Annotated in this window: 13 protein-coding genes; 4 read left to right on the forward strand and 9 right to left on the reverse strand. The window is 33.2% G+C overall.

All coding sequences use genetic code 11. The annotated features are described in order from the left end of the window. The 5 genes from PHQ99_05720 to PHQ99_05740 all read right to left on the reverse strand — a co-directional run. On the reverse strand, positions 1-299 hold a 299-nt coding region (locus tag PHQ99_05720; protein MDD4289065.1), incomplete at its 3' end, for an anti-sigma factor. A 102-nt stretch (positions 300-401) separates the two neighbouring features. Further along, positions 402-1067 carry a sigma-70 family RNA polymerase sigma factor gene (locus PHQ99_05725; protein MDD4289066.1) on the reverse strand — a complete coding sequence of 222 codons (666 nt, stop codon included), beginning with the start codon at positions 1065-1067 and terminating at the stop codon, positions 402-404. Continuing rightward, positions 1064-2347, reverse strand: a complete 1284-nt coding sequence (locus tag PHQ99_05730) for a tetratricopeptide repeat protein (GenBank protein MDD4289067.1) — start codon at positions 2345-2347, stop codon at positions 1064-1066. Before PHQ99_05730 ends, PHQ99_05725 begins: the two co-directional genes overlap by 4 nt. 12 nt (positions 2348-2359) lie before the next feature. Continuing rightward, complete coding sequence (locus PHQ99_05735; GenBank protein MDD4289068.1) at positions 2360-3118, reverse strand: tetratricopeptide repeat protein; 759 nt, start codon at positions 3116-3118, stop codon at positions 2360-2362. Between the two features lie 39 nt (positions 3119-3157). Then, the gene (locus PHQ99_05740) at positions 3158-4375 is read right to left on the reverse strand and encodes a hypothetical protein (GenBank protein MDD4289069.1); all 1218 of its coding nucleotides are present in this window, start codon (positions 4373-4375) and stop codon (positions 3158-3160) included. A gap of 264 nt (positions 4376-4639) precedes the next feature. On the opposite strand from PHQ99_05740, the gene PHQ99_05745 reads away from it, so the two are divergent. Together PHQ99_05745 and PHQ99_05750 are read left to right on the forward strand one after the other, a co-directional pair. Beyond that, the gene (locus PHQ99_05745) at positions 4640-5731 is read left to right on the forward strand and encodes an LptF/LptG family permease (GenBank protein ID MDD4289070.1); all 1092 of its coding nucleotides are present in this window, start codon (positions 4640-4642) and stop codon (positions 5729-5731) included. 350 nt (positions 5732-6081) lie between these two features. Continuing rightward, positions 6082-9000, forward strand: a complete 2919-nt coding sequence (locus PHQ99_05750; protein MDD4289071.1) for a hypothetical protein — start codon at positions 6082-6084, stop codon at positions 8998-9000. A 3-nt stretch (positions 9001-9003) separates the two neighbouring features. Here the strand turns inward: PHQ99_05750 and PHQ99_05755 are convergent, their stop codons facing one another. From PHQ99_05755 to lptC, 4 genes are all read right to left on the reverse strand, one after another. Beyond that, complete coding sequence (locus PHQ99_05755; GenBank protein MDD4289072.1) at positions 9004-9795, reverse strand: transposase; 792 nt, start codon at positions 9793-9795, stop codon at positions 9004-9006. Between the two features lie 101 nt (positions 9796-9896). Further along, positions 9897-10499 carry a hypothetical protein gene (locus tag PHQ99_05760; protein ID MDD4289073.1) on the reverse strand — a complete coding sequence of 201 codons (603 nt, stop codon included), beginning with the start codon at positions 10497-10499 and terminating at the stop codon, positions 9897-9899. Between the two features lie 27 nt (positions 10500-10526). Then, entirely contained in the window at positions 10527-11225 is a 699-nt protein-coding gene (locus PHQ99_05765; protein ID MDD4289074.1) for an LptA/OstA family protein, read from the reverse strand. A 124-nt stretch (positions 11226-11349) separates the two neighbouring features. Beyond that, the gene (lptC, locus tag PHQ99_05770; GenBank protein ID MDD4289075.1) at positions 11350-11934 is read right to left on the reverse strand and encodes an LPS export ABC transporter periplasmic protein LptC; all 585 of its coding nucleotides are present in this window, start codon (positions 11932-11934) and stop codon (positions 11350-11352) included. 675 nt (positions 11935-12609) lie between these two features. On the opposite strand from lptC, the gene PHQ99_05775 reads away from it, so the two are divergent. Beyond that, a complete protein-coding gene (locus PHQ99_05775) occupies positions 12610-12936 on the forward strand; it encodes a hypothetical protein (protein MDD4289076.1) in 327 nt (108 codons plus the stop codon). Between the two features lie 284 nt (positions 12937-13220). Continuing rightward, positions 13221-13547, forward strand: coding sequence for a hypothetical protein (locus PHQ99_05780; protein ID MDD4289077.1), 327 nt, complete (start codon positions 13221-13223; stop codon positions 13545-13547). Positions 13548-13835: the final 288 nt, after the last annotated feature.

Here is a 13835-nt window from a genome sequence, read left to right on the forward strand (position 1 = left end):
ATCCACCGCAGGGAAAAGCGGGGCATTGTAAGAATATGCTTTAATCTTTCCCAGAATGATGGCTGAATCTCTACACCGCTATTTTGTATCTTACTCATGACAGCCTGAGTCAATCCTTCCGGAACTACCTGTTTTTTGCTTAACAAGCTAATATCAGAAAAGAGATGCTTCATATCCTCTAATTCTTTCTGGCAAGAAGGACATGATTGGATATGATTTTCCAGCTCTTTTCTTTCACTTTCCGCTAAGTGCTGGTCTAAATATTCATTTATTAACTTGTTTGCCTGGTTACATTTCATTTTTTTACCTTTTAACAATTCATTAATTATAATGTAATTTGGATTTATTTTTTGCCTTCTACAACGTTATACGATTTAAACAGAAAAAAGTTACACAAAATTTTAATTTTTTTTCAAAATACTTTTTAGCTGTTCCCTCGCCCGGTACAGGCGAATCTTTACGGTATCAGGAGATACCTTTAATATTGAGGCTAATTCCCGGTAGCTTAAATCCTGTAGATGGCGCAAAACAATAATCTCACGGTACTGAAGAGGCAAAGACATTATTGCCCTCTGTACTCCTTCAACACGTTCACGGGTTGCCATTTGTTCTTCAGGATTATTTTTCCCGTCAATAGATAAATTATCATGGAGAGGTCTGCCGTCAGGGAAAGGTGTGTCAAGGGAGATGCTGTCTATATTTTTTCTTTTCATCCGGTCTCTGATAACATTTAAAGTAATCTGGTAAAGCCAGGTAGAAAAACGAAATGCAGAATTATAATGGGACAGCGACTGGTATGCCTTTACAAATGCCTCCTGGGCAATATCTTCAGAATCATGAATATTACCACACATACGATAAGCCAGATTATAAACCATTCCCTTGTACTTATTTATTATTCCGGAAAATGCCTGTGTATTTCCCAGTAGGCATGCTTCAATCATTTTTAAATCATCATGGGGCATAATATTGTTATCCAATAAATAAATGTTTAGTATTTCAAAGGGGGTCAGGTCTTCACATTTGACATTTCTAATAAATGTCAAAGACCCCAAAGTTTTATTCATTCTTCCGGGGATTCCGGAAAATATGTTTCATTAATCCAATCTATTCTTTCCTTCACATATACGGGGATAGAACTGCCGTCACTGAATGTACTTCCCGGATATTTGTTAATTAAAGACTGATATACTTCCAGGGCTTCAGCCCATAATGAAAGTTTTTCATAACACCAGCCTATATAGAATTGTGCGCTTGGCGCTACTTCCCTGTTCTCATCAGGCCAGGTAGAGTTAGGATAATTATAAAGGACTTTCTGAAATTCAGAAATAGCTGTTTGGTAATCATTTTTTTCATAATAACAGTATCCTATATAATATTGAGATGGCCCGCAGTATTCACTGTAAGGATAGGTTAAAATCAGCTCTCTGTATTCCTCTATAGCAGTAGTACGATAATAGGCCAGACGATAACTCTGTGCAATACTGTATTGTGCCAGGGGCAACAAATCACTTAAAGGGTAATTATCGATGACCTTCTGGTATTCGGTTATAGCATTACCATAATCCTGGGTAACATAGTAACAATTACCTATTCCCAATTGGGTATCATCAGCCCATTCACTATCAGGATATTCAAGCAAGAGAGAATAGTAAGTCATGATTGCCGGTATAGGTAAACCTAATTTTTTTTCATAACACCAGCCCATATAATATTGCGCATCATCCCTGTATTCGCTGTCAGCATAATTAAGCAGTAAGTTTTCAAATTCAATAATTGACTGTGTATAGTTTTCTATGTTTATGTAACACCAGGCAATTTGATACCGGGAATCATCCGCCCAGCTACTTGAAGGGTAATTATCTATGAGACTCTGAAACTCTGTTAATGCCTGGGAGTAATCTTCCTGCTGGTAATATTCCATCGCAATATCATAAACAGCACGGTCTTCCTTTGCCTTTAAAATAACCGGCTGTCCTATATTTGCTTCATTAACTATATCCGGCTCTATATAAACATTAATTAATTTGGCTGTAATATAGCCATCTTTTATTATTGTCACGGTTCTTTTTCCTGCAGGAACTTCGTTGAGTAAAAAATAACCTTCCTGGTCAGACTGGGCTGTGTTTTCTGCACCATTTACAGTCACCAGGGCACCTTCCAGCGGAACAGAGCCATCAATAGTCTGCCTGTGTACTTCACCTTCCAGGGAACCTGTTTGAGGATTAAAAGCATTACATCCTGTAAAAAATAGTGTAAATATTATGAATAATCCCAAAAAAGTGACTGTGAATAGTCCTTTGATACTTCTTTTTATCTTATTATTTCTTATTTGTTTTCTATTCATAAAACCATCCTGTTACAATTCTTTTTTGGCTCTGTCAGCCATCTCTGTATCGGGAAATTCTTCCAAAATAAGTTGGAAATAATATTCGGCTTTTTCTTTTTCACCTATTTTATCATAAGATAGGCCTAAGTGGTAGTAAACAGAATCACTTTTAGCCCCTGATTCCAGGTATTTCAAATATATATCAATGGCAGCCTGGTAATCATTCTGCTGATAATATATCCAGCCCATATGAATATAAGGGCTGGTTAGGTAGGGTTTTTCGATTAATATTTTTTGATAGATATCCAGGGCTTCCTGGTATTCATCAACACCTGGTATTATGCTGCGAATCTCATACATATAAGCTAACCTTAGATACTCGTTAGTATGTTCCTTATCAGGATAATTTTCAATCTGTAATAAATATTTTTTAATTGCTGTATCGGATACATCATATGCCTGCTTGTAATACTTTCTGCCACTAAATAATGAGCGGCTCTGTCCCTGTTGAAAATAAGACTGGGCTATAAAAAAAAATATTTCCGGATTATCCGGGTCCAGCTCTGCACACTCTTCCAGCTTTTCTATTGCCTCATCATATTTTTGTTCCCGATAAAGCTCTTTACCCTGCTCTAAACAGCTAATTTTTGATATCAGCTCACCAGGTTCATTTTGAACAGGCTCTTCTCTATTCTGGGCAATGACAGAAATATTAAAAACTATAAATATTCCAATAATAAATATAATAAAAGGAATAACTGTTTTTTCTATTAATATGTGATTTTTCATTGTCATTCTCCTTTACCAGGTAATATAAAAGCTGCAAATCTAAAATATTATCCCGGTTGTTATTAATAAAATTGCCAGACCAAAGAACAGGATTGTCATCAGCAATTTCATTTTGCCAAAATTCTTTTTTGTTATTTCTGCCCACTGCTGGGAGCTTGTTCCCCAGTAGGTAAACAGAAATACAATTATCAAAGGCACTACAAACATTAGATTATAAACCAATAAATAGATAAGCGCATTAGCCCTTAATTCCGGAACATGACTTATAAAAATAAGTGTTGGCAAATAAATCTGTCCGGTGCAGGCAAGCTCCAGAATAGAGACTAAAAATCCGGTTACAGCAGCCATTATAACAAAATGTCTTGTTTTCACGTTTTTTCGTATTGTTGAGTGGATTAATTGTTTTATTTTAGGAGGCAGTTGTAAAGTGGCCTCTGAAGATTGACCGGTCTTTTTAAATTTAATATAATCCAACAGGCTGATTGTTCCTAATATAATACCTATACCTGCGGTGACGAAGCAGAATATTTTTCTTGCAAGAGGTAAAAAAGATAAGGTGGTTACTACTTTCAGTGCCCCTGTTCCAATAAGGAAATAAGTAAGAAATACTGCCAGTGTAAATATCCCCCCGACCCATAATAATTCTTTGCCCTGACGGTTTACCAGGGTCAAGTATGATATAAAAAATATGATAGTGGCAAAGGCACATGGGTTTATACCATCAATCAATCCGCTTACTGCTATAGCTCCGACACCGAATGATTGAAATCTTTCTACCAGACGGTCCTGAACTGAAGATTTGTCTTCCTGGACACGCTCCCAGGGAGGGGGAATTTCTTCATCTTTTATTTTCTCAATCGTGCCAATAATATTCTCATATGTGATTTCATCCCTTAGATAATAATCATCTCCAATATAAATAACCGGTACTAATAAACGGTCATATTCAGATACACCATACATTTCACCCAGCTGTTCGGCTATAGTAACACCTTCAGGTGAGGAAATATCAATCTTTTTTATCTCGATTTGGGGATACTCAAAAGAAATCTGATTGAGAAGTTGTTCTGCTCTTTCACAGTCATGACAGCCTGGCTCATAAAATTCAGCTACATATATTGATGGTATTTGTTGTTCTTCATTAACCTGACAAACTGCAGTAAAAGATATAGAGATTAAGAGAGTAACAACCAATACTAATGAAAGAAATAATGAAATATTTTGGGTAGTTTTCTGAGCCGGGTTTTTTATTTTCATTTTACAGAACCTCCTGAATATTAAAAAAGATTTTCCTGAACAAAATTCACTTGTGATTATATCTTATTTTTTTCTTACAATCAAGAAACAGGTAACGGGTTTAGAACTATAAATTATTAGAGATATCATATTATAAACCAAAAAAATTTTTCATTAAAAAATTTTATGTTATACTAATTAAGAAATAATCCTATTTTATAAATTGATTAATAAGTTTTTAATTCACTATTAACTATTTACGTCAGATATTGAAAGGAATAATTTGTGAAATTACCAGGTGTAAAAATAATAGATCGTTATATTATTACTCAAGTTATGAGCTTTTTTCTGGGTGTGGTAGCCCTTTTAACTATTCTGCTTATCATGGAAACAATGTTTGAATTAATGGAAATGCTTATCAATAAAAAAGTTCCCTTTTTTAATGTTCTGGAATTACTAATATATCGGCTTCCCGCTTTTCTTGTCTTAACTTTTCCAATTGCTTTATTAGGATCAAGTGAGCTGGCTATATCACAGATGTCAACAAATAATGAAATTGCCGCAATGCGTACCGGTGGAATAAGTTTTCGCCGTATAATGCAGCCTTTTTTAATTGCAGGAATTATTATAAGCATTTTATCTTTTTTAACCAATGACTATATCGTGCCGGAAGCTAATCATATATCTCAAAATATTATCAGAGAAATAGTCTTAAAGAAGGGGCCTCCCCAGATTCAGCGAAATGTATTTTTCAGGGATGCTGAAAACCGGTATTTCTATATAAACCGTCTTGACGAAGATACTATGATTATGCGGGAAATTATGGTTTACGAGATGACCAGGGAGAGATTCCCCAGGGTAATTACCGCTGTAGAGGGACAATGGGTTGAAGATACATGGGAATTAAAGAATGGAACAATCTATAATTATAATGAAAATGGGAAAATAACCTATGAAATGAGTTTCCAGGAAATGGAGATTAATGTAAAAGATGAATTGCAGAATTTCTTTAAAAATCAGCGGACCCCTCAAGAAATGACCAGCAGGGAATTGAAACAGCAAATACAAATATTATCTGATGCCGGTGTGGACACTAAAAATTTTGAAGTTGATTATCATGTAAAATTTTCCTATCCCCTTTCCGGATTAATATTTGCACTACTGGGAGTACCTTTGGGAACTCAAATGAAAAGGAGCACTAAGGCTACCGGTATTATTATCAGTATTGGATTGGTTTTTGTCTATTATGTTGTATATTCCCTCAGCCGTTCACTTGGGAGAGGTGGAATGATAGACCCTTTTATTGCCTCATGGCTGCCTAATGTACTTTTCCTTATTTTGGGTATTTTTCTGGTTTATCAGGCGGAAAAGACATAAAAGTGCTATCGGATATATAGTATGTAGTATCGAGTAAATGTTGAGTAAATGAATGTTTGCAAGGATGAATGATTGGAAGAATGCAACAATGGTAAAGAGAAAATCACACCAGAATAAATGATAGAAAGTTTTTAGATAAAAAAAGAAAGCGGGCAACAAAGTATAGAATTACAATGATTACCTCTTAATATTAATAAAGGGTAATCCTGTAATGACAAAAACCATATATAAGATTTAATGTTTACCATATAAAGGATATATAGGGATATTTTTAAAGTTTAAAGAATATAGGAAAAATAATTTAGCATTAATAAAAATTTTAATTTAATACAGGTATTATTAATATGGTTATGAAAAAGAAAGATAAAAATTTTCTAATATTTTTTTCTGCTGTATATCTGCTTTTCCTGACATCTTTTGTTTCTCCCTTTGCTTGTGTTGCTGATGCTCAGGATTTTTTTCTTGACGAAGACATCAGTGCTTATACCATCACCCGTTTTGAAGAAGGTTTTACTGAACATGAGGTAAGGATTGCCTGGCTTGCTTTTGGGGGAGCCGATGAATATAAGATATTCAGGAGCGTTAACCAGGGAGACTTTACTGAAATCAGAAACATTGATTATGAAGATGAGGGATTTCAGTTTTGGTGGATTGATGAAAATATTTTAGACGGGAATACTTATAGCTACTATGTCCAGGGATACTGGCAGAATGAATCTGTCGGAACTACTGATACAATGAATGTTGATTTCTGGTTACCATCCTGCCAGGCTGAATATCCTGTTAACAATGAGATAGTAATTGAAGATAATCCTGAGTTTAAATGGAGTTCAATCTCTATCACCACCTTCCCTTATAAAAATGCAATTTTTTCAGCTGAAGGGGAATTTATTCTATTCGATTTAACTGATGAGGAAGAAGTGCTTAGAGTTGAAGTGGAAGACTTTAATATTAGCAGCCTAAAATTGTTTTCAGAAGATGAGAGTTCAGACATTATTATTGAAGCTGATGCTGATTCTGAGATACAAATAACCCCTGAAAACGAAAGTGAAATGATTGAAGAAACTGAGAATGAAGCAGATGATAATAATATTAGTGACGATGAAAACAATGAAAATGCCGATGATAATAATGAAAGTAGTCCGCAACTGACAATCAAGCACAAATACCAATGGCAATTCAAGGTAACCGGTTATGATGATGAATACAGCCCTATTGCGGAATCTATAACCGGGGGATTTTTCAGTTTTCAGGAAAAATCTGAAGAGGATGAAATGGCTGAAGAAGAGGAAGATATTGTAGAAGGTGGACTAAATATTGATGCCGGTTCTATAAGCTATCAGATAATTGATGGAAAGGATGTAATAATAGCCAGAGAAGGGGTTGACTTAGCTTATCAGGATATAAGACTAAATGCCAATTTTATAGAGATCAGAGTAGATGATAATGAATTAATTGCCAAGGAGCAGGTCAATTTCCGAAAAGGGGAAGAAAGTTATTCCTCCTCTGCTCTAAATTATAATTGGGAAACTGAAAAAATTATTTTGGATGATATGTCAGGAGAGGCAACCGGGGATAAGATTAAGGGTAAGGTGTATTATCAGGGCGGAAGACTGGAAAACTTTGTAGAGACCGTTGAGATAGACAATGGCGTATTTACCACATGTGATTTAGAGGAACCTCATTGGCACATTGAAGCCGAACAGATTACTATTTATATTGATGATAAAATTATAGCCAAAAAAGTTTCCTGGTATGAGGGTAAAAGAAAATTATTTACCCTTCCCTCCTTTATGATTTTCCTGAGGGGAAAAAACCAATTCCCCTACTGGCCTGATATAGGACAAAGCAGCAGTGAAGGATGGTTTCTAAAAAACCAGTTTAACTATGTAAGGGACGCAGAATCATACGGAAGTGTTTATTTGGACTGGATGCAAAAAAAAGGTTTGGCGGCAGGTATAGAACACACCTTTGAATTAGGGGAAGAAAAAGTTGATGATGGTGAATTAGTTTTATACCTATATGGTTTGAAAAGAAAAGATGTTAAAACTTTTGACCTGGATGCAAAAATCAATTATTGGCAAAATTTTGAAAACAATTTTAAGCTAAGGGCAAATGTAACCTATGACGGAACAATTAATTATGGTGCTGACAATTCATCTCATAGCATAAAACCGGATTTTTATATTTATAAAAAATGGGATGACTCTCTATTAACTATTACCAGCAAGTATAATTTTAATAAGACTACTTCTACAAGCAGTTCAGGTAATATTAAATTATCTTATGATAATAAAATTACTGACAAACTTGATTCAAACCTCGATATTCTATATACATCCAACAGCCCGGCAAGTGGTGAGACTGACCATCAATTACGTCCCGAATGGGTATTAAAGTATAGCGGTAATGGCTATACCTTAAATCTGGTAACTGAAAAGCAGATTGATTTAAATGAAGGGCTCTTTAGCGGTGAAAATAGCCCAAATACTTTGGACAAATTACCTGAACTTACTTTTAAAAAACCCAGTACCAAGATAAAAGACACAGGTATAAGTTATAGTGTAGATGCTTCAATTGGCCGATACTATGAAGGAGCTACAGACCAGGATAATATCAGGGGAGAATATATTATTAATCTTAACAGGCCTTTTAAAATCAATGATAATATCAGTCTAAATGCCTCCGGACTATACCGGCAGGATGTCTATTTGACCGGGGAAGCCCGTTATCAGCTGGGAGGTAAATTGGATTTAAAGGTCGGATATCGCCCGGAATTTTATGGAACTTTTTCATATAGCTATTATATGTCTGAGGGTCCCACCCCGTTTAATTTTGACACATTGAGCGAATTATCTGAATCTGCAAGTGCCAGGATTACTTTAATTCCACATAGTGATTTACAGATAAACCTGTCTACTAATTATAATTTTGTAACTGAATCTTTTGGTAACTTAGGCATCAGGGCACAATGGAAACCTAAAGATGATTATGATATTTATCTAAGCACTTATTACGACTTAAACAATATGGAATGGAATAAAAGAGTTGATACAAGAATGTCACTCAAGCTTAGTGATGAATGGAAATTAAGCTACAGCGGGTCAGTATATTTTGATGATTTTGATATTAGAAACAGTGTAATAAGTGTGGTAAGAGATTTACATTGCCGTGAAATCAGTATCAACTACCGTCAGTCTACAAAATCTATCTGGCTTGATTTTTCAATAAATGCTTTCCCAACAGAATCAATCACCATCGGCGGATAATTGTCACGGGGACGGTTCTTTTGACAATAATCTAACAGTCTCCCTATTGATACCTGTTGCTTCTGCAATTACCCGCTTTGAAAAATTAAAGTCTTTAGCAATATTTTTTATTAGATTATTTCTTTGATTGATATATTTTTTTACTTTTAAATCTTTTTTATTGATATTATTGTCTTTTAAAAACTTTTCTATATATTGAAATAGATCTCTTTTGCTGGCTCCATTATTTAAACTTGTATCTAAAAATTTTCCTTTTTCAGGTTGGTCACTAAAATTTTTAAATATTTCAATTGATTTTTTTCTGTCCTGTGAAAAAATATCTAAAACTTCTCCTGTTTCCGGCAAATTGGAATTAACAAAAGAAATATATTCTCTATAACTACTCCAGGTATAGTCTTCTTTATATGAAATATTTGCTTTTTCAGGATTGTTATGAACATATCTGATTACTGAAAGTAAATATGAATCATTTTTGATTATCTCACTTCTAAAGCGATCTTGAAAAACATGTCCTATCCTTTCATATTTCGCATTAAAATAAAATGCATAACTCGTGGTTATTCTTTTCATAAATTTAGAAATTGATTCTTTTAATTCTTTAACTACAAGATGAGCATGATTATTCATAATACAAAAGGCATAAATTTTAAATAGACCTTCATTTCGCTTCTGTAAGATTGTTTTAACAAACTTCCTTTTATCCTGATCATCGATAAATATGTCTTGTTTTGCATTTCCCCTAACCATGATGTGATATATACCAATATCATTATACTTTCTTGGTAATCTAGGCATATTTTATATCCTTCTTGCCTAATGAGCGATATCTTATATTTTATTCAATAATCATAATATTCAATTGTAATATTGTCAAGAGAACCGTCCCTATGACATTTTTATGGTGTAGACAGTATTGTTGTTACTCTATAAATATCATAATCCAGGCCGTTGGTAGAATCTCCCAGCTCATCTTCAACACTATTACTTGATGGTATAATACTGGTATTTATTGTTAGATCTAAAGCCGGACCCATTTCTAAATAGTCATATGTGTCGTTGTCTGTATCAGTGGTAATTACATTCATAAATATTTTTTCAGGGTTCCCTAACTCTGCCAGAGTGACAGTAACCTGAAAATAATTATCCCCTTCTTGTGCTGAGCCGGATAAAATTCGTTCAGTACCGCCTACCTCTCCAAATCTGAATCCAAATATATCCAATCTTGTATAATAAAATCCATCATCCCAATTATTTAAATCCTTATCCGGTGGAAATGCAGCATCTTCATTTGTATCAAAGACAATATAGTACTTGCCATCAGTAGTATTGATTTGACCATCGTTATTAATTTCAACTTTTACAGTCAACTGCTTCTCTCCAGTACCTCCCCCTCCATTAGGATCATCAGGCCAGCGGGCACAACCACTTATCAGTAAAGCAATAGTACATAGGAATATACAATACAGTAATAATTTTTTCTTATAATTTTTTATCAGCATAACAATCCCCCGTCATAATTATTTGTATTAATCTAAAATCATCTTACTCCTGACATTTCCGGTTACTTCAAGTCGGTCATCGCTGATATGAAAAACTGCCCTGTCTCCGGAAATTTCTCTATCATTTTCAACTTCTTCAATCTTTACCTGTCCGATCAGAGTTATTATGTCATCAGCGTCATTATAAATCGCTTCCTGGGCAATAATAGTATAATCTTTTTTTGTAATCAACACTTCTCCAGTGGCATTCATATTTTTTGTATCTGTAAAAATCTCCAGTTTTTGACATACCCAGGTAAGGTTATCCGGTTCTCCGGCATCATCTTCTCTCTCCTGAGTCAGTTCTACCTGATTTTCAAAAATATACCGTTTATCATTAAGAAATGCCTCTAACTCTTCACCGATAATAGTTATATCATCTTTGATTAATTTGATATTTCCTGATATTTGGCCAATTTTGGTATCTACATCAAAGGAAGCTTGTTCAGCAGTAAGAGTGGTGTCTTCCTGGATTATTAACACATTACCCACAAAGACCATCTGATCATTTTCCTTATCATAATTTACCTGATCTGCAGTAAGTTCTACAGTTGATTCTTGCTCACCATTAGTTTCCTGGTCAGAAATCTGTTCCTGTTCCTGGGCAAATATGGGAATTGATAAAATCATTATCATTAATGCGAAAAAAAACAATGTAAATATTTCTATATTTATTCTTCTCTTCATCTTCTTATTCCCGTCCTCCTTTTTTTTATGGGAAGTTCCAGCATCAGCATTTGAAATTAATCTGATAAAATTTTAAATGCTGATAATTGAACCAATGTCTTCCATTTTAATAAAACTTAAATAATCATAATTTCATAACCACTGTCACCCTCTTAAACATCTCAATTTGAGTCATTTCTATATTGGAGGAAAGACCTCCGGCAATAATATAATGATCATCAACCTGCATTTCTACTATATCTTCACTGAAAATCTTCTCTGCCTCTGATTGCCAGAGAATTTTTTCTCCTTTTAATGAGTCGCCATTTGAGTTTGATATTACAACATCACCTTTCAACTCCATATCCTTTGTTTGCATATCTGCCACGCAACTGTTTGCCGAAATTGTTAACTCCGGCTCCTCATCTTTATAAATAATCATTTCTTTTATATTTTCAAAAACAGTGGTATTTCTATCTTCACCTATAGTAATACTATCTGCTTCTATGAGCCATTCCTTTTTTTCATCCTTAATACCAATAACCTGTCCCTGTTTCATACTGACAGGCGGCTCATCAACAATAACATCCTCAATCGCCTGCTCCAGGGCCTCATCAGATGATAATTTTTCTCCGGGCTCTTGTTTTCGGCTGTTAAGGTACAATACCAGAACTACACCGGCAATTATCAAAAAAATAAATATTAAGAGTGCTTTTCTATTATTCTTCATTATATCTTTTTATGATTTTTGGGAAAAACCTTTCCCCAATATCATTACATTCCTTTATCTTTTGTGTATAAATATGATTTTATCATACATTTTGAGAAGCTTAAAATAAATAGTTAGAATCAATTTAATTTATAATTATAAAACAAACATGCTTAATAACACAAATAGCTACCGTAATATTTACTGTTGAATTTTTCCTTTATTTCCAATAAGTAATAATAAAATTATGATTCTTTTATTAATATGCCAATTACTAACTTTAAGTAATTGCAATGTTTGTATTTTATCACTATTTAGACCTTTTTTACACACTTAAACAATCCCAGATTACAAATTTTGAATCATTCTTAAATATTCCTTTTTAATTAAGATAAAAAGATTCCCTGTTCCTATTACTTCAAATACTTAAACCTTATTCTTGAAAATTTTTGAAAAGCTTATAAAAAAATATCATGGGATCAGTTCTCAACAGGCTGAACCCATCCACACGACTCGAAATTAGCACAAATAAAGAAATATTTAAAATAATAAACTATAATAAATTGGATAGTTTTATATTTTGTAATATTTTTCCAAATATAGCAATGTTGGCATAATTTTTTTATTGTATGTTTTATAAAATTATCTTATAATATTAAAAAAATAATGTAAACAAGTAAAGGTAAGGGCAAATAAATGAAAAAGAAACAAATGTCAAAATTGTTATTAGTAGTTTTTGTTCTTTCATTTTTATCTATCTTTCTAACTGGTTGTATAGTTTTGATACCTGGCAGTCCAATTGTTGAAATTAATATTACCAATGATAGCTGGACATATGATATTTATGTTGATGGCAATTATCTTGGCAGAACTGACAATTCGGGTAAAATCACTCTTTCAAATATTACTACCGGGTACCATCATTTTGAAGCTTTCGAATCACCATCTTTATTAGGTCGTTATGGAGATAAATGGCAAACTATAACTGATGGTTATAATAGAGTGAATATTGTTACCAATTAATATTTTTTGTGAAAATATTTGAAGCATAAAATACTTACATCAAATATTTTTATTCTTTGCCAAACCTTTAAGAAGGACTTTAGGAAGGGAGGGATGTTTGTAATAATATTATTTTATATTCTTTTTTTCTGTTTATTACTAATTGCAATCATTAATTAAAACTGTACAAATATTATTTTGTTAAAATTGTGTTTTTAGTATTTTTTTAATATACTAGTTTAGTTTTATAGTAGCATATTATCAAAAACAAATAAAGTTTCATTAAAAGAAAGAGGTATGAAGAAATGAAGAAAAATATTGTTTTATTTGCAATAATGCTGAGTATTTTAGTAATATTAACAGGTTGTGCTCCTACTCCTGTTGTTCCTCCTAACACTCAACCTACAACTTATACTATAAAAGTTATTTCGGCTTGTGGAGACTGTTATGGTAATGTATACGTAAACGGTGTCCCCACTGGAGCATACCTTATACCTTGGGGAGCAGCTAATATCAGTGGTGTTCCCTCTGGAGCTGCTATAAGATTAGAGGATGAATGGGGTTATGTTAGTCATACAGAATATTTTAATCCAATGTTTGGAACAAACGTCGTTTTTGATAGATTTTTTTAATTAATTCCAAATAATTTGTTAATAATCCAAAACTGTTATAATTTTTTATATTAATTCAAATAATTTAAATAAAAAGAGTATCTGTTTAATCAAACCAGATACTCTTTTTATTTCACTATTCCAAATGGTCAATTTATGATAATATAATAAAAAAAACCAGGAATAAAAAATTATGTTAAAACTAATGAAAAATAAAAAATGTATGATTTTTATTTATATATTATTATTTCTACTGGTGCCGCTAAGTGCCTGCACAACATTTACAGTTCCCCCGAATCACACACAGGG

This window comes from Atribacterota bacterium, from assembly GCA_028703475.1.
GTDB lineage: Bacteria > Atribacterota > Phoenicimicrobiia > Phoenicimicrobiales > Stramentimicrobiaceae > JAQVMU01.

Coding starts and splice junctions, on each gene's coding strand:
- PHQ99_05755 (MDD4289072.1), bottom strand. CDS start 9,795: ATGCCTAGATTACCAAGAAAGTATAATGATATTGGTATATATCACATC.
- PHQ99_05730 (MDD4289067.1), bottom strand. CDS start 2,347: ATGAATAGAAAACAAATAAGAAATAATAAGATAAAAAGAAGTATCAAA.
- PHQ99_05740 (MDD4289069.1), bottom strand. CDS start 4,375: ATGAAAATAAAAAACCCGGCTCAGAAAACTACCCAAAATATTTCATTA.
- PHQ99_05775 (MDD4289076.1), top strand. CDS start 12,610: ATGAAAAAGAAACAAATGTCAAAATTGTTATTAGTAGTTTTTGTTCTT.
- lptC (MDD4289075.1), bottom strand. CDS start 11,934: ATGAAGAATAATAGAAAAGCACTCTTAATATTTATTTTTTTGATAATT.
- PHQ99_05725 (MDD4289066.1), bottom strand. CDS start 1,067: ATGAATAAAACTTTGGGGTCTTTGACATTTATTAGAAATGTCAAATGT.
- PHQ99_05750 (MDD4289071.1), top strand. CDS start 6,082: ATGAAAAAGAAAGATAAAAATTTTCTAATATTTTTTTCTGCTGTATAT.
- PHQ99_05765 (MDD4289074.1), bottom strand. CDS start 11,225: ATGAAGAGAAGAATAAATATAGAAATATTTACATTGTTTTTTTTCGCA.
- PHQ99_05760 (MDD4289073.1), bottom strand. CDS start 10,499: ATGCTGATAAAAAATTATAAGAAAAAATTATTACTGTATTGTATATTC.
- PHQ99_05780 (MDD4289077.1), top strand. CDS start 13,221: ATGAAGAAAAATATTGTTTTATTTGCAATAATGCTGAGTATTTTAGTA.
- PHQ99_05735 (MDD4289068.1), bottom strand. CDS start 3,118: ATGAAAAATCACATATTAATAGAAAAAACAGTTATTCCTTTTATTATA.